The following is a 23,335-nucleotide window of genomic DNA, read 5'->3' on the forward strand; positions in this document are numbered from 1 at the left end:
CAACTTTTTCAGGAGGTTGCACCCATGGACGAGTCACAGGCCCCCGCACCGACCCCCGCGGACGGCACGGATTTCCGCGTCGAGCACGATTCGATGGGCGAGGTGAGGGTGCCCGCGGACGCCAGGTGGCGGGCCCAGACACAGCGCGCGGTGGAGAACTTCCCGATCTCCGGGCAGCGCCTGGAGCGGGCCCACATCGAAGCCCTGGCCCGGATCAAGGCGGCCGCCGCCAAGGTGAACGCCGAGCTGAAGGTGCTCGACCCGGACATCGCCCTGGCCATCCGGGCAGCCGCCGAGGAGGTCGCCGAGGGGCGCTGGGACGCCCACTTCCCGATCGATGTCTTCCAGACCGGGTCCGGCACCTCGTCCAACATGAACACCAACGAGGTCGTGGCCACTCTCGCCACCGAGCGCCTGGGCCGCGAGGTCCACCCCAACGACCACGTCAACGCCTCGCAGTCGTCCAACGACGTCTTCCCCTCGTCCATCCACATCGCCGCGACCGCGGCCGTCACCGGCGAGCTGATCCCGGCGCTGGACCACCTGGCGACCGCCCTGGAGCGCAAGTCCGCCGAGTTCGCGACGGTCGTGAAGTCGGGACGTACACATCTGATGGACGCCACGCCCGTCACCCTGGGCCAGGAGTTCGGGGGCTACGCGGCGCAGATCCGGTACGGGATCGAGCGACTGCGTGCTTCCCTGCCCCGCCTCGCCGAGCTGCCGCTGGGTGGCACGGCCGTCGGCACCGGCATCAACACCCCGCCCGGCTTCTCGGCCGCCGTCATCACCGAGGTCGCCCGCGCCACCGGGCTGCCGCTCACCGAGGCCAGGGACCACTTCGAGGCGCAGGGCGCCCGGGACGGGCTCGTGGAGACGTCCGGCCAGCTCCGTACGCTCGCCGTCTCGCTCACCAAGATCTCCAACGATCTGCGCTGGATGGCGTCCGGACCGCGCACCGGTCTGGCCGAGATCAGCCTTCCCGACCTCCAGCCCGGCTCGTCGATCATGCCGGGAAAGGTGAATCCGGTCATTCCCGAGGCCGTCCTGATGGTCGCGGCCCAGGTGATGGGGAACGACGCGACGGTCGCCGTCGCGGGTGCGGCGGGCAATTTCGAGCTGAACGTGATGCTTCCGGTCATCGCGAAGAACCTGCTGGAGTCGGTGCGGCTGCTGGCCAATGTCTCCCGGCTGCTCGCGGACCGCACGGTCGACGGGATCACCGCGAACGTCGAGCGCGCCAGGGAGTACGCGGAGTCCTCGCCGTCCGTCGTCACCCCGCTGAACAAGTACATCGGCTACGAGGAGGCGGCGAAGGTCGCCAAGAGGTCGCTGGCCGAGCGGAGGACGATCCGCGAGGTGGTGCTGGAATCGGGATATGTCGAGCGCGGCGACCTCACGGTGGAGCAGCTCGACGAGGCGCTGGACGTGTTGCGCATGACCCGCCCGTGACACGCGTCGCGGCAACGGGCCCGCGGCATCCCTAAGATCTGTCCATGGCAGGTACGGACAGCGGACACATCGAGCACTGGGCGCCGGGCGATCACATCCTGTGGCGCTACCGCGGCAACGTCCCGCGACCGCGGGACGCCGCGCCGGAGCACGCCCCGGACCCGGTGCACATCTGCCGCCCCGTCACCGTCGTCCAGGACACCGACGAGCTGCTCGTCGTGTGGGTGGCGCCCGGCACCGAGTGCGTGAAGCCGGTGCTGGCGAACGGCACCGAGGTGCACGACGAGCCGCTCGCCACCCGCTACACCGCCCCGCGCACCACCTCCCGCGCGCCCTGGCTCGGCAACGGCGTTCTCAAACTCGCCCGTCCCGGCGAACCCTGGTCGGTCTGGCTCTTCTGGGAGACCGGCTGGCAGTTCCGCAGCTGGTACGTGAATCTGGAGGAACCACGCACCCGCTGGGCGGGCGGAATCGATTCCGAGGATCACTTTCTCGACATCTCCGTCTACCCGGACCGCAGCTGGGTCTGGCGCGACGAGGACGAGTTCGCCCAGGCGCAGCGGGTCGGTCTGATGGCCCCGCAGACCGCGCGTCGGGTACGGGAGGCGGGCCGCGCGGCCGTCGAAGTGATCCGGGACTGGGGCGCGCCGTTCCGGGACGGCTGGGAGGACTGGCGGCCCGATCCGCGGTGGCGGGTTCCCGCGCTCCCGGATGACTGGGACCGTACCCCCTCACACATGGGGCCATGAGACCCTTGTTGCACACCAGGGGGGCAAACGTAGGATCGTCCTCCGGAGCGCGCATCCGCTCCAACCGACGGACACCGCACCGGACCTGACCGCACGTCATCGCACGCGCACCACGCACTGTATGAGCTGTATGAGCCACATCGGTCGTATGAATCGCCTGAGCCACTACGAGGGGGTGGAGACGTGCTCGCTGTCGCCCGCCCCGTCGCCGGAAACGTTGTCACCGAGCCGCCCCGCGGGCATCCGGTTTCGGCCCCTCGTTCGGGGACATCCGGTGACAGCCGTTGTTATCGCCGCTCTTGCCGGGGCACAGTAGCGCCCCACGAGGTGATTGCCTCATACAACCGGCCCGGACGGACGGAACCCCACGCGTGACGGAGCACCCCACCTCCCACGAAGGCCGGCAGCCTCTCGCCGCCCGGTCGCAGGAACGCGCCCGGCCGCGGCAGCAGGACGCCGCGCCGACCGCTTCCCCTGCCACGGCAGCGATCCCCGGCCCGGCCACGGCGCCGGGCGGGGGAGCGAGCCAGCCGGCCCCCGCGGGACGCGACCCACAGGCCGCGGCCCGTCGCGAGGGCGACCGGCTGCGTTTCGTGGGGGCCGCCACCCGGCGGATCGCCCGCGGCATAGACCTGGACGAGATCGTGCTGGGTCTGTGCCGGGCCAGCGTGCCGACGTTCTCCGACGCCATACTGGTCTACCTCCGCGACCCGCTCCCGGTCGGTGACGAGCGGCCGGTCGCCCCGTTCGTGCTGCGGCTGCGCCGGTCGGACCGGCTGCGCCTGAACGAGGACGAGACCGAGACCCCGTCGGAGATCGAGCGGCTGCGGCTGCCCGCCCTCGACCCGCACGGCGACCTGCCCCCGGCGGCCGAACTGTGCGAGGTCCGCTCGGGCGGCGCGCTCGCCGAGGTGCTGCGCGGTGTGCGGCCGGTCTTCGGGGACTCCGCGGCAGCCCGTGCCGCGCTGCCCGAACTGCTCGGCGCGGGCCGGGCCGTACCCACCGGACACCGCGCGATCCTCGCCCCGCTGCGCGGCCGGCGGCGGGTGATCGGCGCCGCCGTCTTCCTGCGCGGCACCGAACGGCCGTCCTTCGAGGCCAATGACCTGCTGGTCGCGGCGCAGCTGGCGACGCACACGGCGCTCGGCATCGACAAGGCCATGCTGTACGGACGCGAGGCGTACATCGCCGACGAGCTGCAGCGCACCATGCTGCCCGACTCGCTGCCGCAGCCGACCGGCGTCCGGCTCGCCTCCCGCTATCTCCCGGCCGCCGAGACGGCCCGGGTCGGCGGCGACTGGTACGACGCGATCCCGCTGCCCGGCAGCAGGGTGGCCCTGGTCGTCGGCGACGTCATGGGCCACTCCATGACGTCCGCGGCGATCATGGGCCAGCTGCGCACCACCGCCCAGACCCTGGCCCAGCTCGACCTGCCGCCGCAGGAGGTGCTGCACCATCTCGACGAGCAGGCGCAGCGGCTCGGCAGCGACCGCATGGCGACCTGCATGTACGCGGTGTACGACCCCGTCGCGCACCGCATCACCATCGCCAATGCCGGGCATCCGCCGCCCGTGCTGCTCCACCTGGGCGGCCGTGCGGAGGTACTGCGGGTGCCACCGGGAGCCCCGATCGGCGTGGGCGGTGTGGACTTCGAGGCCGTCGAGCTGGACGCGCCGGCGGGCGCCACGCTGCTGCTGTACACCGACGGTCTGGTGGAGTCCCGGCTGCGGGACGTCTGGACCGGGATCGAGATGCTGCGCGAACGGCTCGCCGCCACCGCCCGGCTGACCGGCCCGGACCACTCACCACCGCTGGAGGCCCTGTGCGACGACGTCCTGGACATGCTCGGCCCCGGTGACCGGGACGACGACATCGCACTGCTCGCCGCCCGGTTCGACGGGATCGCGCCGAGTGATGTCGCGTACTGGCATCTGGAACCGGAGGAGACCGCGCCCGGCCGGGCCCGCAGGCTGGCCCGGCGGGCCCTGAGCCGGTGGGGGCTCGACGAGCTCTCCGACTCGGTGGAGCTGCTGGTCAGCGAGGTGGTGACCAATGCCGTGCGGTACGCGGAGCGCCCGGTGACGCTGCGGCTGCTCCGTACCGACCTGTTGCGCTGCGAGGTCGGCGATGATGCCCCGCAGCTGCCCCGGCAGCGCCGGGCCCGGGACATGGACGAGGGCGGACGGGGTCTGTTCCTCGTCAACCGGATGGCCAGACGGTGGGGCGCGACGCGTCTGTCGACCGGCAAGGTGGTCTGGTTCGAGATGCCGACCCGGGGCCAGTAGGGGGGTCCGGGCGGGGCGCGCGCGAGAGCCCTGCACGGACGGTAGCCAAATGTTGCCGACCTCCTGTCGGCGGAGTTGACTTCAGTCGTGAACGAGGCGACCTGACCGAAACCCCCCACCGACGGGAGGACGCTCGTGCCCGAGGAAATGAAGACCAAGAACACCCCCTACACCACGAACAACGCCGGAATCCCGGTGGAGAGCGATGAACACTCGCTCACTGTCGGATCCGACGGACCGATCCTGCTCCAGGACCACTACCTCATCGAGAAGATGGCCCAGTTCAACCGTGAACGGGTCCCTGAACGGGTGGTCCACGCCAAGGGCTCCGGTGCCTACGGCGTTTTCAAGGTGACCAACGACGTCAGCCAGTTCACCAAGGCCGACCTCTTCCAGCCGGGCAAGCAGACCGCCATGCTCGCCCGCTTCTCCACGGTCGCCGGCGAACAGGGCTCCCCGGACACCTGGCGCGACCCCCGCGGGTTCGCCCTGAAGTTTTACACGGAGCACGGCAACTACGACATGGTCGGCAACAACACGCCGATCTTCTTCGTGCGCGACCCGATGAAGTTCCAGGACTTCATCCGTTCGCAGAAGCGCCGCCCGGACAGCGCGGTGCGCGACCACGACATGCAGTGGGACTTCTGGACGCTGTCCCCCGAGTCCGCCCACATGGTGACGTGGCTGATGGGCGACCGGGGCATCCCGAAGACGTACCGCAACATGAACGGCTACAGCTCGCACACCTATATGTGGGTGAACGCGGGCGGCGAGCGGTTCTGGGTCAAGTACCGCTTCAAGACCGACCAGGGCATCGACTTCTACCCGCAGGCCGAGGCCGACGAGATGGCCGGCGTCGACGGCGACGTCCACCGCCGCGACCTGTTCGAGTCGATCAAGCGGGGTGACCATCCGAGCTGGACGCTGTACGTCCAGATCATGCCGTTCGAGGACGCGCCGGACTACCGGTTCAACCCGTTCGACCTCACGAAGGTGTGGCCGCACGGCGACTACCCGGAGATCGAAGTCGGCCGGATGACGCTCAACGAGAACCCGGAGGACTTCTTCGTCCACATCGAGCAGGCCTCCTTCGAGCCGTCGAACCTGGTGCCCGGCATCGGTCCGTCGCCCGACAAGATGCTGCTCGGCCGGCTCTTCTCGTACCCGGACACCCACCGGTACCGGATCGGCCCGAACTACGCGCAGCTGCCCCCGAACCGTCCGCGGTTCGGCCGGAACTCGTACGCGAAGGACGGTCCCATGCGGTACGAGCCGACGCGTACGGGAGCGGTCTACGCGCCGAACTCGTACGGCGGTCCGGCCGCGGACACCGAGCGCTTCGGCGACCCGGCGGGCTGGGCCACGGCGGGCGAGATGGTGCACGAGGCGTACAAGCTGCACCGTGAGGACGACGACTGGGGCCAGGCGGGCACTCTGGTGCGCAAGGTCCTGGACGACGCGGCGCGCGAGCGGCTGGTGTCGAACATTTCCGGCCATCTGCTCGACGGTGTGAGCGCCCCGGTCCTGGAGCGGGCGCAGCAGTACTGGCGCAACGTGGACAAGGACCTCGGCGACCGGATCGCCAAGAAGGTCAACGGCAGCTGACACCGTCGTACGCGGCGGACATGGGTGAGGGGCGGTGCCGGCCGGCACCGCCCCTCACCCATGTCCTTACATCGTCAGTGTCCGGGCGGGTTGTTCGCGACGTTGTTGCTGTTGCCCGGCAGTCCGGGGTCCCCTCCCTCGCCCGGCAGACCCGGGGTCTGGCTCGGCGGCGGCTCCGGCGACTGGCTCGGCGGCGGCTCCGGCGACTGGCTGGTCGGCTGGCTGGGCTCGTCGCTCGGGCTCTGCGCCGGCCGGCTCGGCTCCTGCGACGGGGACTGCGTGGGGCTCTCCGGTGCCGAGGGGGTGTTCGACGGGGTGTTCGGCACGGTGGCCTCGCCGCGCTCGACGTCCTGCAGGTCGAACTGGTTACCGGAGCCGCCGTTCAGCGCGCCGAGGGTGTAGTCGGCCCAGATCTGCGCCGGGAAGCCGCCACCATTGGCCCGGCCGGAGTTGGCGGTACCGGTGAGGCTGACCTGGGTGCCGCCCTTGGGGGATTCACCGAAGAGCGCGACGACCGTGGTGAGGTCCGGGGTGTAGCCCGCGAACAGGGCGGACTTGTTGTTCTCCGAGGTGCCCGTCTTGCCGGCCGCCTCGTAGGCCGAGGTGTCGGCCGCCTGGCCTGAGCCGCTCTGCACGACGCCCCGCAGCACGGAGGTCACGGTGTCGGCGGACTTGCGGCTGATCACCTGGTCTCCGATGCCCTTGACCGGCTCGACCGTCCGGTCGCGGTGGATGGCGGACTTCACGATGAACGGGGTGACCTTCTTCCCGTGGTTGTCGAGCGTGGCGTACGCGCCCGCCATGTCCCAGGTCGAGGCGTTCATCGTGCCGAGCGTGATGGCGGGGCGCTGGGGGAAGTTCTGGTCGGGCAGACCGAGTGCCAGCGCGGTCTTCTTCACCGCGGCGGGGCCGACGTCGACGACCATCTGCGCGAAGACCGAGTTGATCGACTTGTTCATCGCGGTCTGCACGGTGACATTGCCGTAGCTCTGGTTGTCCTCGTTCTCCGGGGCGAACGGGGTGTCGCTGCCCACCACCGGCCGCTTGCTGGTGCCGTCGTAGCGGGTGTTGACGCCGATCAGGTCGCCGTCCTGGGTCTTCGACTCGTTCTCCAGCGCGGAGGCGAACACCAGGGGCTTGAAGGTGGAGGCGGGCTGGTAGTCCCGGCGCGTGGCGTTGGACACGTAGTGCTTGACGTAGTCCACTCCGCCGTAGAGCGCGACGACGGCGCCGGTCTTCGGATCGACGGAGGTGGCACCCGCCTGGACGGTCGCGTCGACCTTGTTGTTCTTGCGGTCCAGCTTGGACTCCAGCTGCCGGTCGACCGACTCCTCCAGCTGCTTCTGCCGCTTCTTGTCGATGTTGAGGGTGAAGGTCCAGCCGCCGGCCTGCCGCATCTCGGCCGTGATGCCCTGCTTGGTCAGCTCCGCGTTGGCGGCATCGACGAGGTAACCGGTCTGGCCGTTCATGCCGGGGGCGGGCTTGGGCTTGTCCGGGACGGGGAACTTCAGGGTGTCGCGCTTGGCCTTGTCGAGCCAGTGCATCTCGACCATGTTGTCGAGCGTGTAGCCCCAGCGCTCCTTGACGAGCCGCTTGCCGGTCGGTGACGCGACCGCCCAGTCGTACTGGCTGGGGGCCTGGAGCAGCGCGGCCAGATAGGCGCCCTGGGAGACGTTGAGGTCCTTGGCGTCGACCCCGTAGTAGGCCTGCGCCGCGGCCTGGATCCCGCTGGCGCCCCGGCCGTAGTACGACGTGTTGATGTACCCGGCGAGGATGTCGTTCTTCTCGTACCTCTGGTCGACCTTGAGGGAGATGACCAGCTCTTTGAGCTTGCGGCTGACCGTCGGGTCCTGCGTCAGGTAGTAGTTCTTCACGTACTGCTGGGTGATGGTCGAGCCACCCTGCTTGCCCTTGCCGGAGAGGGTGTTCAGGATGCCGCGCGCGGTGCCCTTCAGGTCGACGCCCTTGTCCTGGTAGAAGGACTTGTTCTCGGCGGCGACGAAGGTGTGCTGCACGTCCTTGGGGACCTCGGCGAGATCCACGTTCTGGCGGTTGACCCCGTCGCCGGTCCGGGCCAGCACGGTGCCGTCGCTGTACTTGTAGACGTTGCTCTGCCGCTCGGCCAGGGCGTTGGCCTTCGGTATGTCCACGTACATGTAGAGCGCCACGAAGGCGCCCATGATCAGCAGGCAGAAGACGAAGAAAGCGCCCAGCATCTTCCGCCAGGTGAAGAGTCTGCGTATGCCGCCGCTCTTCGGCGCCCGCCGCGCTCCGCGCTGCTGGGCTCGTCGCGCATCCGCTCGACCCATCGCTGTTTTGCTCCTGTTTCTCTGCTCGACCAGATCAGCTCAGCCCAGCCAGCTAACACCGTCGGCAAGGACAGAAAGCAAGCGATGTGGCCTTTTCCGGACGTGACAATCAGCACCCGCTCTGTAGGGAACCGACTCACCAGAGGCGCTCAAGGTTGCGAAGGCAGGTAATGTGTAATCACATTGCTAGCACTGAATCAGTCGCTGCCGGCCTTCCGAAACGGGGGATTCCATGTCCGACCACGGCAATCCGTACGATGTGTCCACTCTGACCGCCGACCTCGCACCCGATGCCCCTCAGATGCCTGAACCGCAGGTGAGAGAGGTGACGGCGCACAGCATCCCGGGCGGCCTCGGCCTGCTGCTGACCGTGATCGGAGTGATCGCCGGCATCGGACTCGCGATCGTCGGCGGCGTCGTCGGCTCGAACGGGAACAACGGCGTGGGCGTCCCGGTCCTGATCCTCGGGATCCTGCTCGTCATCGCCTCGTTCTTCTGTATGACGGGTGTGAAGATGGTCGCACCGGGCGAGGCGCGGGTGATCCAGCTCTTCGGCCGGTACGTCGGCACGATCCGCACCGACGGGCTGCGCTGGATCAATCCGCTCACCAGCAGCCGGAAGATATCCACCCGGGTCCGCAACCACGAGACCGCCGTCCTGAAGGTGAACGACGCCTACGGCAACCCGATCGAGCTCGCCGCGATCGTCGTCTGGAAGGTCGAGGACACCGCGCAGGCGCTCTTCGAGGTCGACGACTTCCTGGAGTTCGTCGCCACCCAGACCGAGGCGGCCGTCCGGCACATCGCGATCGAGTACCCGTACGACGCCCACGAGGAGGGCGGCCTCTCGCTGCGCGGCAACGCGGAGGAGATCACCGAGAAGCTGGCCGTGGAGCTCACCGCCCGGGTGCAGGCCGCCGGCGTACGGATCATCGAATCGCGCTTCAGCCACCTGGCGTACGCCCCCGAGATCGCCTCCGCGATGCTCCAGCGCCAGCAGGCCGGCGCGGTGGTCGCGGCCCGGCAGCAGATCGTCGAGGGCGCGGTCGGCATGGTCGAGATGGCGCTGACCCGGATCGCCGAGCAGGACATCGTCGAACTGGACTCGGAACGCAAGGCGGCCATGGTCAGCAATCTGATGGTGGTGCTGTGCGGTGACCGCGCGGCGCAGCCGGTCCTCAATACGGGCACTCTCTACCAGTGACGGAAGAAGCCCCCGGGCGCAGGCCCCCGCCGCAGCGCAAGCAGATGCTGCTGCGGCTCGACCCCGCGGTCCACGACGCGCTGGCCCGCTGGGCCTCCGACGAACTGCGCAGCGCGAACGCCCAGATCGAGTTCCTGCTGCGCAGGGCGCTGGCGGAGGCGGGTCGCCTGCCGGGCACGGCCCGCCCGATCCCTCGGCGGGGACGCCCGCCGAAGGAGAGGCCGAACCCTTCCGGTGGCTGAGGTCCGGGGGCGAGGAGTCCGGGGCTCCGGGGCGGACGAGGCCCGACAACCGGGGCCCGACGGGAACCGGTGATCCCGCCCAGGATCCCCGAATCCGGGTGACCGCGGGGCGCTTGCCCCCGCTCTGATGCGGTGCGGGACGGGGCCCGGGCCGGGGAGGTGCACGAGCCCTCCCCGGCCCGATCCCCCAGGTATACACCGAAGGTATACACACCATGTATAGTGCTCGGTATGTCTATCGGCCACACCCTGCTCGGGCTCCTGGAGTCCGGCCCCCGCCACGGCTACGACCTCAAGCGGACTTTCGACGAGAAGTTCGGCCACGACCGCCCCCTGCACTACGGGCAGGTCTACTCGACCATGTCCCGGCTGCTCAAGAACGGCCTCGTCGAGGTCGACGGCGTCGAGAGCGGCGGCGGCCCCGAGCGCAAGCGGTACGCGATCACCGAGGCGGGCATCACCGATGTCGGCACCTGGCTCGCGCAGCCGGAGAAGCCCGAGCCGTACCTCCAGTCGACGCTCTACACCAAGGTCGTCCTGGCCCTGCTCACCGGCCGCAGCGCCGAGGCCCTGCTGGACACCCAGCGCGCCGAGCACCTGCGCCTCATGCGCATCCTCACCGACCGCAAGCGCCAGGGCGACCTCGCCGATCAGCTGATCTGCGACCACGCGCTCTTCCACCTCGAAGCCGATCTGCGCTGGCTGGAACTGACCGCCGCCCGGCTGGACCGGCTCGCCGCGGAGGTGCGCGCGTGAACCCCGACGGCTCCCTGCTCAGCGCCGACAACCTGTACAAGTCGTACGGATCGACTCCCGCGCTCGACGGCGCCTCGTTCTCCATCCACCCCGGCGAGGTCGTCGCCGTGATGGGCCCGTCCGGCTCCGGCAAGTCGACCCTGCTGCACTGCCTCGCCGGGATCGTCACCCCCGACAGCGGCACGATCAGCTACGCGGGCCGCGAGCTCTCCGCGATGTCCGACGCCGAACGCAGCGCGCTGCGCCGCACCGAGTTCGGCTTCGTCTTCCAGTTCGGCCAGCTCGTCCCGGAGCTGACCTGTGTGGAGAACGTCGCCCTGCCGCTCCGCCTGAGCGGCACCAAGCGCAAGGACGCCGAACGCACCGCCCGCCACTGGCTGGAGCGCCTGGAGGTCGACACCGTCGGCGCCAAGCGCCCCGGCGAGGTCTCCGGCGGCCAGGGCCAGCGTGTCGCCGTGGCCCGTGCGCTGGCCGCCTCCCCGAAGGTGATCTTCGCCGACGAGCCGACCGGCGCCCTGGACTCCCTCAACGGCGAGCGGGTCATGGAGCTGCTCACCGAGGCGGCCCGGTCCACCAACGTCGCCGTGGTCCTGGTGACCCACGAGGCCCGCGTCGCCGCCTACTCCGACCGCGACGTCACCGTGCGCGACGGCCGGGCACGCGACCTGGAGCGCGCGGTATGACTCTGCTCGACCACAAGAACGCCCCGGCCGACGCGCCGCCCCGGCCCGCCGGACCCACCGGCATCGCCGCCCTGCTGCGCGATCTCGGCCTGGGCGTCCGGTTCGCCGCCTCCGGCGGGCGCGAGGGCTGGATCCGCACCCTGCTGACCGCCGTCGGCGTCGGCCTCGGCGTGGCGCTGCTGCTGGTCGCCTCCTCCGTGCCGAACATGCTCGACCACCGTTCCGCGCGCGACCAGGCCCGCTCCGAGACCAAGATCTCGGAATCACCCGACGCCCAGGCCAAGAAGACCGACACCTCGGTGCTCCGGATCAACACGGCGACCGAGTACCGCGGGCGCTCCATCGGGGGCTACCTGATGCGCGCGGACGGCACGCATCCGGTCGTCCCGCCGGGTGTCGCGCGCTTCCCCGGCGCGAACGAGATGGTGGTCTCCCCCGCTCTGAAGAAGCTGCTCGGCTCCTCGGAAGGCAGCCTCCTCAGGGAGCGGCTGCCGTACCGGATCACCGGCACGATCGCCGGCCCCGGCCTGATCGCTCCGGGAGAGCTGTTCTACTACGCGGGCAGCGACACTCTGACTCCCGCCAACGGCGGCCACCGGATCCCCGGTTACGGCGACCCGGGCCCGCCCGATCCCATGTCGCCGATCCTCGTCGTGCTGACCATCATGATCTGCGTCGTCCTGCTGATGCCGGTCGCGATCTTCATCGCGACGGCCGTGCGGTTCGGCGGCGAGCGGCGCGACCGCAGGCTCGCCGCGCTGCGTCTGGTCGGTGCGGACATCCGGATGACCCGTCGGATCGCGGCCGGCGAGGCGTTCTTCGGGTCGGTGCTCGGACTGCTGGCCGGCCTGGCCTTCTTCCTGGTGGGGCGTCACTTCATGGGCTCCGTCGAGGTGTGGGACGTCAGCGCGTTCCCGGCGGACCTGGTCCCCGACCCCTGGCTGGCGGCGCTGATCGTGGTCGCGGTTCCGGTGGCGGCGGTACTGGTCACGCTGGTCGCCCTGCGTTCGGTAGTCATCGAGCCGCTCGGAGTCGTGCGCAGCGGCCGCAGCCGCAAGCGCCGGATCTGGTGGCGCCTGCTGGTTCCGGTCGCGGGCCTGGCGGTGCTCCTGCTGTCCGGCAAGACGGACACCGAGGTGAACCCGTATCCGGTCGCGGGCGGCGCCGTGCTCGTGCTCGTCGGACTCGCCCTGCTGCTGCCGTGGCTGGTCCAGGCGTGCGTGAACCGGTTGCGCGGCGGCCCGGTGCCCTGGCAGCTCGCCACCCGCAGGCTCCAGCTGAGCAGTGGCGCGGCCTCCCGCGCGGTCAGCGGCATCACGGTCGCGGTCGCGGGCGCCGTGGCGTTGCAGATGCTGTTCGCCGCGGTGGGCGACGAGTTCAGCCGGATGACGAGGCAGGACCCGACGCGGGCCCAGTTCTACACGTACTCCGAGACCGTCACCGGCGACGCGGCCACGCGGACCATCAAGAAGTTCCGGGCCACCGAGGGGGTGACCCGGGTGATCGGGATGGTCGGGACGTACGTCGCCAAACCCGGCACGTACAAGAGCGACGACGTCCAGCCCACCACCTCGCTGACCGTCGGCGACTGCGCGACCCTGCGCGAGATCGCCCGGATCGGCTCCTGCCAGGAGGGCGACGTCTTCGTCGTCCATCCCCGGGACAAGGAAACGGCCGAGTGGGTGGACGAGACGGCCCGCAAGGGCAAGCCGGTCGAGCTCAACTACATGGCGGGGAAGCCCGGCGAGAAGTCGAAGCTGTGGACCCTGCCCGCCGACGCCCGGACCGTCCCGGCCCGCCTCGATCCGATGGGCGAGGAACACTTCGGCATCGTGGCCACGGTCGGCGCGATCGACCCGACCACCCTGCCGCATGCCCAGACCAACGCGCAGATCCGGGTGGACCGGAGCGTCAAGGACGTCTCCGAGTACGTGCGGAACACGGCGGCCGAGCTCGACCCGGGGATGCGCATCGCCGCCGTGAGCTCGGTGGTCCACGACCGGCAGTACGCCAGTGTGCAGAGGGGTCTCCAGGTCGGCGGGACCGCGACGCTGCTGCTGATCGCCGCCGCGATGCTGGTCTCGCAACTGGAGCAGTTGCGGGAGCGCAAGCGCCTGCTGTCCGTCCTGGTCGCCTTCGGCACCCGGCGGACCACGCTCGGCTGGTCGGTGCTCTGGCAGACCGCCGTTCCCGTCCTCATCGGACTGGCGGTCGCGATCGCCGGCGGTCTCGGCCTGGGGGCCGTGATGGTCCGCATGGTCAGCAAGAAGGTGACCGACTGGTGGCTGTTCCTGCCGATGGCGGGAGCGGGCGCGGCGCTGATCGCGCTGATCACCCTGGTGTCGCTGCCACCGCTGTGGCGCATGATGCGTCCGGACGGACTGCGCACGGAGTGACGTCGCGGTAGCCACGAGGGGTGCGGTCCCCGAAACACAGGACCGCGCCCCTTCCGCCTGCCCTACGCGCCTGTCCTCACCCGCACCGGCAGGGCCCTCATCGCCTCCCGCAGCGCCACCGCGAACTCCTCGAACTCCTCGTGCCGTGCCGCGCCCGTCCGCATTCCCAGCGCCACCCGTCGCGACGGTGCGGGTTCCGTGAAGTACCCGGTGGCCAGCGCGTCGTTGCGGCCGGTCTCGACCGTCACCGCGGTACGCGGCAGCAGCGTCACCCCGAGCCCGCCGGCGACCAGCTGCACCAGTGTGGAGAGCCCGGCCGCGGTCGTGGTGACCGGCGCCCCCTCCGTGCGCCCCGCCTCCCGGCATATGTCGAGCGCCTGGTCGCGCAGGCAGTGCCCCTCGTCGAGCAGCAGCAGCGGCAGTTCGCGCAGCGCCTCGCGCGGAATGTCGGTGCGCCCGCCCAGCCAGTGGTCCCGCTCCATGACCAGCACGAAGTCCTCGTCGAACAGCGGGAGTTCGGTCATGCCCGGCACCCCGAGCGGCACGGCGAGCAGCAGCAGGTCCAGCCTGCCGGCGGCCAGCCCCTCCAGCAGCGAGGAGGTCTGCTCCTCGTGCACCTGGAGGTCGAGTTCGGGATAGCGGTCGTGGACCAGCCGCAGCACGGTCGGCAGCAGATACGGGGCGACGGTCGGGATCACTCCGAGTCTGAGCACTCCGGTGAACGGCGCCCGGACCGCCTCGGCCTCCTCCATCAGCTCGCCGACGGCCTCCAGAACCACCCGGGCCCGGACCGCGAGCCGCTCCCCGGCCGGCGAGAGCAGCACCTTGCGCGTCGTACGCTCGATGAGCTGGACACCCAGTGCCTCCTCCAGCGCCGACACGGCCCCGGAGAGCGCCGGCTGACTCATCCCGATTGCTGCCGCCGCGTCCCTGAAGTGCAGATATTCAGCGACGGCCGCGAAGGCGCGCAGCTGCGACAGACTGGGCTGTTTGGTTCGATTGCCCTGATTATTCCGCGCCACTGATAGGTACCTCCGATCATCACGACCGAGTGTAGCTATTTCCGCGATCAATGCACTCTGTGCCAAGGTGGATCCCGTCCAACCCTCAGGAACTCCCACAAAAGGGAATTCCAACCCCGCAAGGAGAGCGCGTGCTCACTGTCGGTGACAAGTTCCCCGAGTTCGACCTGACTGCTTGTGTCTCGCTGGAGAGCGGCAAGGAGTTCGAGCAGATCAACCACAAGACCTACGAGGGCAAGTGGAAGATCGTCTTCGCGTGGCCGAAGGACTTCACCTTCGTGTGCCCCACCGAGATCGCCGCCTTCGGCAAGCTGAACGACGAGTTCGCCGACCGTGACGCCCAGGTCCTCGGCTTCTCCGGTGACTCCGAGTTCGTGCACCACGCCTGGCGCAAGGACCACCCGGACCTGACCGACCTGCCGTTCCCGATGATGGCCGACTCGAAGCACGAGCTCATGCGTGACCTCGGCATCGAGGGCGAGGACGGCTTCGCGCAGCGCGCCGTCTTCATCGTCGACCAGAACAACGAGATCCAGTTCACGATGGTGACCGCCGGTTCCGTGGGCCGTAACCCCAAGGAGGTCCTGCGGGTCCTGGACGCCCTGCAGACCGACGAGCTGTGCCCGTGCAACTGGACCAAGGGCGAGAACACCCTCGACCCGGTCGCGCTTCTCTCGGGCGAGTGAGCTGACAGCGACATGGCACTCGACGAACTGAAGGCCGCCGTCCCGGACTTCGCCAAGGACCTGAAGCTGAACCTCGGTTCGGTCATCGGGAACAGCGAGCTTCCGCAGCAGCAGCTGTGGGGCACCGTCCTCGCCTGCGCGATCGCCTCGCGCTCGCCGAAGGTGCTGCGCGAGCTGGAGCCCGAGGCGAAGGCCAACCTCTCCGCGGAGGCGTACACCGCCGCGAAGTCGGCCGCCGCCATCATGGCGATGAACAACGTCTTCTACCGGACCCGGCACCTGCTGTCGGACCCCGAGTACGGGACGCTCCGTGCGGGCCTGCGGATGAACGTCATCGGCAAGCCCGGCGTGGAGAAGATCGACTTCGAACTGTGGTCGCTCGCCGTCTCCGCGATCAACGGCTGCGGCCAGTGCCTGGACTCCCACGAGCAGGTGCTGCGCAAGGCCGGCGTGGACCGTGAGACCATTCAGGAAGCCGTCAAGATTGCCTCGGTGATCCAGGCGGTCGGCGTGACCCTCGAAGCCGAGGCCGTGCTCGCCGAGTAGGACCAGCACCACCCCTTGAACGAGAAGGGCCCCGAGGACGACCGACCGTCCCCGGGGCCCTTCTTCTCATCCGCCTCGCGTCACCTGCCGGGCCCGTCCTTGGTGCCGCGGTCCTCGACGGCCTCGTCGTCGCCGCAGTCGATGTCCTCGGGCGGCGAGCCGGGCGCGGCGGTCGGAGCGACGTCGAGCGCGGTCGCCCCGTGCGGGGCCGGCATGTGCCGCAGGGCTTCCTCCTGCCCGTACGCCCGCAGATAGCCGACCACCGTATTGGTGACCGCCACCAGCGGCACCGCGACGACCGCTCCGCCGATGCCCGCGATCATGCCGCCCGCGGCGACGGAGAGGACGACGGCGAGCGGATGCACCCGTACCGCGCGTCCCAGAATGAACGGCTGCAGCACATGCCCCTCGATCTGCTGTACCGCGAGCACCACGACCAGCACCATCAGCGCGGTGAACACGCCCTCGGTGACCAGCGCGACGACCACCGCGAGCGCTCCGGAGACCACCGCGCCGATCAGGGGGATGAAGGCGAAGAGGAAGATGAACACGGCGAGCGGCACCGCCATCGGCACCTTGAGGAACCAGATTCCGAGCCCGATGAAGATGGCGTCGATCAGCGCCACCAGGACGGTGCCCCGCACATAGGCGGTCAGGGTCCGCCAGGCACGCGGCCCGGCACCCGCGACACCCGGCCGGGCCTGGGCGGGCACCAGCTTCAGCACCCAGTGCCAGATCCGCTTCCCGTCGTACAGCAGGAAGAGCGTCGAGAACATCGCCAGCAGCATCCCGGTGAGGAACTCCACCATCACGGTGACGCCCTGGAGTCCAGCGGAGGTTATCTGCTCGGTGTTGGTGCCGATGGTGTCGCTGAGGTTCTTCGCGACATCGTTGATCTGCTGCTCGGTGACGTGGAAGGGGCTGTCGAGCAGCCAGTTCTTCAGGTCGTCGATACCCGTCCGCACCTTGTCGGAGAGGGTGTCGATGTTGTCCATGACCTGCCAGACGACGAACCAGCCGACCAGCCCGATGATGACGAAGCCCAGAATCGCGGTGACCGCGGTGGCCAGTCCGCGCGGCAGACCGTACCGCCGCAGCCGGGAGACGGTCGGCTGCAGCATCGCGGTGACGAGCAGCGCGGCGACAAAGGCCAGAACCACCAGCTGGACGGCGCTGATGACCCGCATCATCACCCAGAGGGTGCCCGCCAGGACGAGCAGCCGCCAGCCCGCCTCGGCCGCGACCCGCATGCCCCAGGGAATCGCCGCGACCGGATCGGGCCGGGCGGCCACGGAGGGGGCGTACGCGGGCGGCGGCGGCACATGGTCGGCCACGGCCTCGCGCCGGGGCGCCTCGGCCGGTACGGGCCCGGCGGGGACAGCGGGAACGGCGGGGGCAGTGGCGGGCACCGGCGGTTCGGCCGGCAGGGCCTCGTCCGCCTCGGCCTCGGCCCTGCGCCGCTCCAGCCGCTCGCCAAGTTCGGTCAGTTCGGCGCCCAGTCGGCCGAGCCACCCCGGTAGTTTCGACATGAATGGTTCCTCTTCCCCCCGCTCTCGCTCCCCACCGCTCCCCCGGCGAGCCGTCCGGACCGACCGTACACGCGCGAAGCCCCTCACCGTAGGACGGCGAGGGGCTTCGAAAGGTTGAGACCAGAACTTCCGAAGGTTCTAGTACCAGTGGTTGGCCTGCCAGAAGGTCCAGGCACCACACGGGCTGCCGTACTTGGTGCCGTTCATGTAGCTGAGGCCCCACTTGATCTGCGTGGCCGGGTTGGTCTGCCAGTCGGCTCCGGCGGACGACATCTTCGAGCCGGGCAGCGCCTGGACGAGGCCGTAGGCACCGGAACTCTGGTTGGTCGCCCGGTAGTTCCAGCTGGACTCGACGTTCACGATGTTGCTGAAGCACTGGAACTGGTCGGCCGGAACGATCTGCCGCGCGATCGCCTGGATCTCGGCCACGGTGTACGAGCCCTGCTGGGCGAAGGAGGAGGCGCTGCGGACCGAGGAGCGGCTGGCGCGCTCCTCCGCCTCCCTTGCCTTCTTCTCCTTGCGCTCCTGCTCCAGCTTGTCGTCGGCCGCCGCCTTCTTCGACTTGGCGTCCTTGGCTGCCTGGATACGAGCCGCTTCCTCCACGGACTTCTTCGCCGTCGCGTCGGCCGCGGATGCCTGGGCATCGGCCTGCTGCGTCAGCGAGGCAGTCTGCACCTGGGCCTGCTGGCCCGCGGGGATGTCTGCGAGCAGCGTGGTGTCGGCTGCGGTCGCCTCGAAGTTGTTGTCGTCGACAGCGGGAGTGCTGCCCGAGGCAACGCCTACGACGGCGCCAACGGTGGTTACGGCAGTGGCGGATGCCACGGCGAACCCCCGGACCGAGATCCGGCTCACACGGTGTCCTTCCAGCATCGCCCGCTTAGGTGACCTCGCGGACGCAATCGTGCCCCTGACGCTGGCCTCCCTACTGCTTGGGTCACGGGAGGCACGGGCCCGGTGGGCAACTCCCCGGAGGAAGTGCCGCGTGGTACTCGCGGGCGGCATACGGACGGCGGTTGTTGAGTTGTGTGGTGCGTGGCACCTCTGGAGGTGCGGGTGTGCCGTATGCGGGGCCTGACGGAAGCAAGACTCTGCCGGAACGGCACACCGGGAAGCAATTCTCCGTTGCGTGTGAAAGCTCACATCCCGTTTGGAGCAAGTGTTTTACGAAAGTGCCACGCAACACGATGCCGCCCGGCTAAGCTGCTTCGCTCGCCGGGCGGCACCAACGGTCGTATCCCGTATCAGATCTGGCCTTCCTCCAGCATTTCGGTCACCAGCGCGGCGATCTGTGAACGCTCGGAGCGGGTGAGCGTGACGTGCGCGAAGAGCGGATGGCCCTTCAGCTTCTCGACCACGGCGACGACCCCGTCGTGCCGGCCGACCCTGAGGTTGTCCCGCTGGGCCACGTCATGCGTGAGCACCACCCGGGAATTCGCCCCGATCCGGGACAACACGGTCAGCAGTACGTTCCGTTCGAGCGACTGCGCCTCGTCGACGATCACGAAGGAGTCGTGGAGCGAGCGGCCGCGGATGTGGGTGAGCGGCAGGATCTCCAGCATGCCGCGCCCCAGCACCTCCTCGATCACCTCGCGCCCGGCGACCGCCGAGAGCGTGTCGAACACGGCCTGCGCCCAGGGGCTCATCTTCTCGGCCTCGGTGCCGGGGAGATAGCCGAGCTCCTGCCCACCGACCGCGTACAGCGGCCGGAAGACCATCACCTTCTGGTGCTGCCTGCGCTCCAGGACGGCTTCGAGACCGGCGCAGAGCGCCAGCGCCGACTTGCCGGTGCCGGCCCGGCCGCCCAGCGACACGATGCCGACGTCCTGGTCGAGCAGCAGATCGAGGGCGATGCGCTGTTCGGCGCTGCGGCCGTGGATGCCGAAGGCCTCCCGGTCTCCGCGCACCAGGCGCACATTCCCCTCGGCGGTGACCCGGCCGAGCGCCTTGCCGCGCTCGGACTGGAGGACCAGTCCGGTGTGCACGGGCAGCTCGGCGGCTTCGGGGACGTACAGCGTCTCCTCGCCGTAGAGCAGATCCACCTGCTCGGCGGCGAGGGGCAGTTCCGACATGCCCGTCCAGCCGGAGTCCGTGATGGCGAGTTCGGCGCGGTACTCCTCGGCGAGGAGGCCGACCGAGGACGCCTTGATGCGCAGCGGCAGGTCCTTGGAGACGACCGTGACGTCGTACCCCTCGGCCTGGAGGTTGCGCGCGACCGCGAGGATCCGTGAGTCGTTGTCCCCCAACCGGTAGCCGGCGGGCAGTACGCCGGGATCGGAGTGGTTGAGTTCGACACGCAGCGTCCCGCCCAGATCCCCGAGCGGGATCGGGGCATCCAGCCGGCCGTACCGGGTCCGGAAATCGTCCAGCAGGCGCAGGGCCTGCCGGGCGAAATACCCCAGCTCCGGGTGGTGCCGTTTGGCCTCCAGTTCCGTGACCACGACGATCGGGAGCACGACCTCGTGCTCGTCGAAGCGGGCCAGGGCGTTCGGATCGGCCAGCAGGACGCTGGTGTCGAGAACGTAGGTGCGCCTGTCGGACAGGCGGCGCTTTGTGCTGGTCACCACGGAAGGACGTACCCCCTCGGACGAGGTTGGGGTGCGACGGCGTCGCGGAGCATCCCAATGGGAGAGGACGGACCGGGCTGCGACCCAGATGCACGGGCCGAGCTCCGGCCCTCCGCGTCGGCCGCACTGTGTGTACGGTCCTTCGTGTGCAAAGGGCCTCCCGGGCGAGCGGACTCCATGCCGCTCACTTGGACACGACGTCCGCCTGGTTGGTGACCGGACATCGACCTGTCAGGGGTATTCCCTCGAACACGCGAAGCCATGCCGCCCGGGGCGGGCGGGGTGAGCGGGGCCGGTGCGTCCGGGCACGTCAGCACGGGCCCACCGCCGTAGCGGCCCTGCCGGGGACGTTGCTCCCTCCGGGGGACGGGAGCCCCGGGAACAGGCGGTGTCAGCCGCCGTAGCGGCGGTGCCGGGCCGCGTAGTCGCGCAGGGCCCGCAGGAAGTCGACGCGGCGGAAGGCCGGCCAGAAGACCTCGCAGAAGTAGTACTCGGAGTGCGCGCTCTGCCAGAGCATGAAACCGGACAGCCGCTGCTCACCGCTGGTGCGGATGACCAGATCCGGGTCGGGCTGGCCTCGGGTGTAGAGGTGCTCGGAGATCAGGTCCGTGGAGACGATCTCCGCCAGGTCCTCGAAGGACGTCCCCTTGGCGGAGTGGTCCAGCAGCAGCGAACGGACCGCGTCCGCGATCTCCTGGCGCCCGCCGTAGCCGACGGCGACGTTGACCAGTATCCCGTCGACTCCCACCGTGGCCTGCTCGGCCTCCTTGAGGACGGTCTGGGTGTGGGCGGGCAGCAGATCGAGCGTGCCGACGTGATGGACCCGCCAGCGCCCGTCCGCCGCGAGGTCGCGCACGGTGTTCTCGATGATGCCGAGGAGCGGGGTCAGCTCGGACTCGGGCCGGTCGAAGTTGTCCGTGGAGAGCAGCCAGAGTGTGACGACCTCCACATCGGTCTCACTGCACCAGCCGAGCAGTTCCTGGATCTTGTCCGCGCCGGCCTGGTGTCCCTGCGCGGCCGTGCCGCCGGACGCCTTCGCCCAGCGCCGGTTGCCGTCGAGGATGACGCCGATGTGCTTGGGCACCTGGGTGTGGTCGAGGCGCGCCTCGACCCGGCGTGCGTAGAGCCCGTACACCAGGTCGCGCAAGTTCACTGAGTTCACCTCTCGGTTCTGTGCGGGCCCGCCCGCCCCGATGCCCGGGGGCCGGGGTCGTCCCCCTGGGGATCACCGCACGACTCCACGGAGTCCATCGCCCCGCCGTGTCGCGGGGGTCCCCGAAGCCGCCACATTACTGCGCAGGCGGCACACCGGCCCAACCCGGCCTGTCACGAGTCCGTGATAAGGAGAGAAACGTGACTGATTCTCCTCTCTTCTACCGGGCAGCCGGTTCGCGCTACGACTCCATGGAATACCGCCGCACCGGCCGCAGCGGTCTCAAGCTCCCGGCCGTCTCCCTCGGCCTCTGGCACAACTTCGGCGACGACCGCACGCTGGACTCCCAGCGGGCGATCCTGCGCCGTGCCTTCGATCTCGGGGTGACCCACTTCGATCTGGCCAACAATTACGGGCCGCCGCCCGGCTCCGCCGAGCTCAACTTCGGCAAGATGTTCCGGCAGGACTTCGCCCCGTACCGGGACGAGCTGATCATCTCCACCAAGGCCGGTTACGAGATGCACCCCGGCCCGTACGGCGAGTGGGGCTCCCGCAAGTATCTGCTGTCGTCGCTGAACGCCTCGCTGAAGCGCATGGAGCTCGACCACGTCGACATCTTCTACTCCCACCGCTTCGACCCGGACACTCCGCTGGAGGAGACGATGGGGGCGCTGGCCTCCGCCGTGCAACAGGGCAAGGCGCTGTACGTGGGCGTGTCCTCGTACAACGCGGAGCAGACGGCCGAGGCGGCCCGGCTGCTCAAGGAGATGGGCGTCCCCGCCCTGATCCATCAGCCGTCCTACTCGATGATCAACCGCTGGATCGAGGACGACGGGCTGCTCGACACCCTGGAGACGGCCGGCATGGGCTGCATCTCCTTCGTGCCGCTCGCCCAGGGCCTGCTCACGAACAAGTACCTGACGGGCATCCCGGTGGGTTCGCGGGCCACCCAGGGCAAGTCCCTGGATCCCGGTCTGCTCTCCGACGAGGTGGTGCGCCGGCTGAACGGGCTAAACGACATCGCCCGGCGGCGCGGCCAGTCGCTCGCCCAGCTGGCACTCAACTGGGTGCTGCGGGACAGCCGTATGACGTCGGCGCTGATCGGCGCGTCGAGCGTGCGGCAGCTGGAGGAGAACGTCGCGGCGCTCTCGGGCCAGCCGTTGTCCGACGAGGAGTTGAAGGAGATCGACACCTTCGCCGTGGACACCGCGGGCACCAACATCTGGGCCGGACGGAGCTGACGGGGGCCCTCGCGGGCCGATGAGCCGAGGCCGTACGCGGAGCCGGTCCGTGGTCGGCACGCGGTCCGCTCGGGGTCGGCAGCGCGGGGCCACAAAAAAACGGGCCGGTCCGTGGGGGGGATACGGACCGGCCCGAGGGGGGGTTTCCACCATAACCCTTCGTAAGTGATGCTGCGTGCCACGCCACTCCACAATTACTCTCCGAATTCACCGGACTCCGTTCCGAGCGCGGTGTCCGGTTGACGCCTCAGTGGCCACCGACCGGTTTCACACAGCCGGTTCCTTCGAGGTACCGGCCATGGGCCTCGGCCGTGACGAGCCCGTTGACCAGGCCGTCCAGCGCGCCCTCCACACAGATCGGGCCGAGCTCGACGATGAACGTGGTGCGGTGGGGGCCGAAGGTGCCGGTGGAGATGGACTCGGGGCTGTATCCCAGACCGGCGAGCGCCTCGTGGAGCTGGGACTCGGTGGTCCTGCGACCCTCCGCGATCCCGGCCAGCCCCGCCTCGACCTTCTTCACCGCCGCCTCGCCCCTGGCCCGGTCGGCCGGGGACAGCTCCGCGGTGGACTGGAAGGCGTGGTTCTCCCGGTAATGCGGCGCACCGTCGTCGGCGCCGGGTTCGACATAGGGGGTAGCGGGGCCCGCCGAGGGCGGACCGCTGCTCCCCGCACCGGGTCCGGCGTCCCCGGCGCGCTGTGTGCCGCAGCAGGCGAGGACGGTCGTCAGGACGAGCACTGCCGCGGTGGCGAGGGCCTTGGCCGTATGTCTCGCAGGGGTCATGCGCCGAGTATGGGACAGGCGCTGGTCCGTTGGGCCGCCTTTCGTCCGGATCGGGCCGGATGAGCGAGCGGGGCACGCGAGCCCGGCATGTGCACCCGTCCGGACGTCGTCACGCTCGACGGCCGGGAGGCGCTC

19 protein-coding genes are annotated in these 23,335 nt (G+C 69.7%); 12 read left to right on the forward strand and 7 right to left on the reverse strand.

The features are described 5' to 3' along the window. The first annotated feature begins 24 nt into the window (after window positions 1-24). The 4 genes from ABZ826_RS05460 (at window position 25) to ABZ826_RS05475 (ending at window position 6,088) form a co-directional block, all read left to right on the forward strand. Window positions 25-1,449: a class II fumarate hydratase gene (locus ABZ826_RS05460; protein ID WP_361442558.1), complete on the forward strand. Its 1,425-nt coding sequence runs from the start codon at window positions 25-27 to the stop codon at window positions 1,447-1,449. A gap of 44 nt (window positions 1,450-1,493) precedes the next feature. Next, a complete protein-coding gene (locus tag ABZ826_RS05465) occupies window positions 1,494-2,198 on the forward strand; it encodes a DUF402 domain-containing protein (protein ID WP_361442561.1) in 705 nt (234 codons plus the stop codon). Window positions 2,199-2,569: 371 nt separating this feature from the next. Beyond that, window positions 2,570-4,483 (forward strand): SpoIIE family protein phosphatase, encoded by a 1,914-nt coding sequence (locus tag ABZ826_RS05470; protein WP_361442564.1) that lies wholly within the window; start codon window positions 2,570-2,572, stop codon window positions 4,481-4,483. A 147-nt stretch (window positions 4,484-4,630) separates the two neighbouring features. Beyond that, window positions 4,631-6,088, forward strand: a complete 1,458-nt coding sequence (locus ABZ826_RS05475) for a catalase (RefSeq protein ID WP_361443128.1) — start codon at window positions 4,631-4,633, stop codon at window positions 6,086-6,088. Between the two features lie 74 nt (window positions 6,089-6,162). Here the strand turns inward: ABZ826_RS05475 and ABZ826_RS05480 are convergent, their stop codons facing one another. After that, window positions 6,163-8,397 (reverse strand): transglycosylase domain-containing protein, encoded by a 2,235-nt coding sequence (locus ABZ826_RS05480; protein WP_361442567.1) that lies wholly within the window; start codon window positions 8,395-8,397, stop codon window positions 6,163-6,165. 232 nt (window positions 8,398-8,629) lie between these two features. Here ABZ826_RS05480 and ABZ826_RS05485 point away from each other — a divergent pair, with 232 nt between their 5' ends. The 5 genes from ABZ826_RS05485 (at window position 8,630) to ABZ826_RS05505 (ending at window position 13,678) form a co-directional block, all read left to right on the forward strand. After that, window positions 8,630-9,601 (forward strand): SPFH domain-containing protein, encoded by a 972-nt coding sequence (locus tag ABZ826_RS05485; protein ID WP_361442570.1) that lies wholly within the window; start codon window positions 8,630-8,632, stop codon window positions 9,599-9,601. Window positions 9,602-9,645: 44 nt separating this feature from the next. Beyond that, complete coding sequence (locus ABZ826_RS05490) at window positions 9,646-9,843, forward strand: hypothetical protein (RefSeq protein WP_361443131.1); 198 nt, start codon at window positions 9,646-9,648, stop codon at window positions 9,841-9,843. Window positions 9,844-10,074: 231 nt separating this feature from the next. Next, window positions 10,075-10,599 (forward strand): PadR family transcriptional regulator, encoded by a 525-nt coding sequence (locus tag ABZ826_RS05495; RefSeq protein ID WP_361442573.1) that lies wholly within the window; start codon window positions 10,075-10,077, stop codon window positions 10,597-10,599. Then, on the forward strand, window positions 10,596-11,282 hold the full coding sequence (locus tag ABZ826_RS05500; RefSeq protein WP_361442576.1) for an ABC transporter ATP-binding protein: 687 nt from the start codon (window positions 10,596-10,598) through the stop codon (window positions 11,280-11,282). Before ABZ826_RS05495 ends, ABZ826_RS05500 begins: the two co-directional genes overlap by 4 nt. Next, on the forward strand, window positions 11,279-13,678 hold the full coding sequence (locus ABZ826_RS05505) for an FtsX-like permease family protein (RefSeq protein ID WP_361442579.1): 2,400 nt from the start codon (window positions 11,279-11,281) through the stop codon (window positions 13,676-13,678). The genes ABZ826_RS05500 and ABZ826_RS05505 overlap by 4 nt, the downstream gene beginning before the upstream one ends. A 62-nt stretch (window positions 13,679-13,740) precedes the next feature. Here the strand turns inward: ABZ826_RS05505 and ABZ826_RS05510 are convergent, their stop codons facing one another. Beyond that, window positions 13,741-14,700, reverse strand: coding sequence for a hydrogen peroxide-inducible genes activator (locus ABZ826_RS05510; protein WP_361442582.1), 960 nt, complete (start codon window positions 14,698-14,700; stop codon window positions 13,741-13,743). Between the two features lie 131 nt (window positions 14,701-14,831). On the opposite strand from ABZ826_RS05510, the gene ABZ826_RS05515 reads away from it, so the two are divergent. Then, the gene (locus tag ABZ826_RS05515; RefSeq protein ID WP_150487917.1) at window positions 14,832-15,386 is read left to right on the forward strand and encodes a peroxiredoxin; all 555 of its coding nucleotides are present in this window, start codon (window positions 14,832-14,834) and stop codon (window positions 15,384-15,386) included. 12 nt (window positions 15,387-15,398) lie between these two features. Next, window positions 15,399-15,932, forward strand: a complete 534-nt coding sequence (locus ABZ826_RS05520) for an alkyl hydroperoxide reductase (RefSeq protein WP_361442585.1) — start codon at window positions 15,399-15,401, stop codon at window positions 15,930-15,932. An 80-nt stretch (window positions 15,933-16,012) separates the two neighbouring features. Here the strand turns inward: ABZ826_RS05520 and ABZ826_RS05525 are convergent, their stop codons facing one another. The 4 genes from ABZ826_RS05525 to ABZ826_RS05540 all read right to left on the reverse strand — a co-directional run bounded on the left by ABZ826_RS05525 (window position 16,013) and on the right by ABZ826_RS05540 (window position 21,178). Next, entirely contained in the window at window positions 16,013-17,461 is a 1,449-nt protein-coding gene (locus ABZ826_RS05525; RefSeq protein ID WP_361442588.1) for an AI-2E family transporter, read from the reverse strand. Window positions 17,462-17,599: 138 nt separating this feature from the next. After that, window positions 17,600-18,313 (reverse strand): transglycosylase SLT domain-containing protein, encoded by a 714-nt coding sequence (locus ABZ826_RS05530; RefSeq protein WP_361442591.1) that lies wholly within the window; start codon window positions 18,311-18,313, stop codon window positions 17,600-17,602. 389 nt (window positions 18,314-18,702) lie between these two features. Beyond that, window positions 18,703-20,025 carry a PhoH family protein gene (locus ABZ826_RS05535; RefSeq protein WP_361442594.1) on the reverse strand — a complete coding sequence of 441 codons (1,323 nt, stop codon included), beginning with the start codon at window positions 20,023-20,025 and terminating at the stop codon, window positions 18,703-18,705. 391 nt (window positions 20,026-20,416) lie between these two features. Then, the gene (locus ABZ826_RS05540) at window positions 20,417-21,178 is read right to left on the reverse strand and encodes an isoprenyl transferase (protein WP_361442597.1); all 762 of its coding nucleotides are present in this window, start codon (window positions 21,176-21,178) and stop codon (window positions 20,417-20,419) included. A 200-nt stretch (window positions 21,179-21,378) separates the two neighbouring features. Here ABZ826_RS05540 and mgrA point away from each other — a divergent pair, with 200 nt between their 5' ends. Then, entirely contained in the window at window positions 21,379-22,419 is a 1,041-nt protein-coding gene (mgrA, locus tag ABZ826_RS05545; RefSeq protein ID WP_361442600.1) for an L-glyceraldehyde 3-phosphate reductase, read from the forward strand. Window positions 22,420-22,666: 247 nt separating this feature from the next. Here the strand turns inward: mgrA and ABZ826_RS05550 are convergent, their stop codons facing one another. After that, complete coding sequence (locus ABZ826_RS05550) at window positions 22,667-23,200, reverse strand: hypothetical protein (protein WP_361442603.1); 534 nt, start codon at window positions 23,198-23,200, stop codon at window positions 22,667-22,669. Between the last annotated feature and the right edge of the window lie 135 nt (window positions 23,201-23,335).

This window comes from Streptomyces sp. NPDC047515, from assembly GCF_040643055.1.
Classification (GTDB): Bacteria; Actinomycetota; Actinomycetes; order Streptomycetales; family Streptomycetaceae; genus Streptomyces.

Excerpts from the sequence above, each read along its gene's own strand:
- ABZ826_RS05460 (WP_361442558.1), top strand. The coding sequence starts at position 25 with ATGGACGAGTCACAGGCCCCCGCACCGACCCCCGCGGACGGCACGGAT.
- ABZ826_RS05465 (WP_361442561.1), top strand. The coding sequence starts at position 1,494 with ATGGCAGGTACGGACAGCGGACACATCGAGCACTGGGCGCCGGGCGAT.
- ABZ826_RS05475 (WP_361443128.1), top strand. The coding sequence starts at position 4,631 with ATGAAGACCAAGAACACCCCCTACACCACGAACAACGCCGGAATCCCG.
- ABZ826_RS05480 (WP_361442567.1), bottom strand. The coding sequence starts at position 8,397 with ATGGGTCGAGCGGATGCGCGACGAGCCCAGCAGCGCGGAGCGCGGCGG.
- ABZ826_RS05485 (WP_361442570.1), top strand. The coding sequence starts at position 8,630 with ATGTCCGACCACGGCAATCCGTACGATGTGTCCACTCTGACCGCCGAC.
- ABZ826_RS05490 (WP_361443131.1), top strand. The coding sequence starts at position 9,646 with ATGCTGCTGCGGCTCGACCCCGCGGTCCACGACGCGCTGGCCCGCTGG.
- ABZ826_RS05495 (WP_361442573.1), top strand. The coding sequence starts at position 10,075 with ATGTCTATCGGCCACACCCTGCTCGGGCTCCTGGAGTCCGGCCCCCGC.
- ABZ826_RS05505 (WP_361442579.1), top strand. The coding sequence starts at position 11,279 with ATGACTCTGCTCGACCACAAGAACGCCCCGGCCGACGCGCCGCCCCGG.
- ABZ826_RS05520 (WP_361442585.1), top strand. The coding sequence starts at position 15,399 with ATGGCACTCGACGAACTGAAGGCCGCCGTCCCGGACTTCGCCAAGGAC.
- ABZ826_RS05525 (WP_361442588.1), bottom strand. The coding sequence starts at position 17,461 with ATGTCGAAACTACCGGGGTGGCTCGGCCGACTGGGCGCCGAACTGACC.
- ABZ826_RS05550 (WP_361442603.1), bottom strand. The coding sequence starts at position 23,200 with ATGACCCCTGCGAGACATACGGCCAAGGCCCTCGCCACCGCGGCAGTG.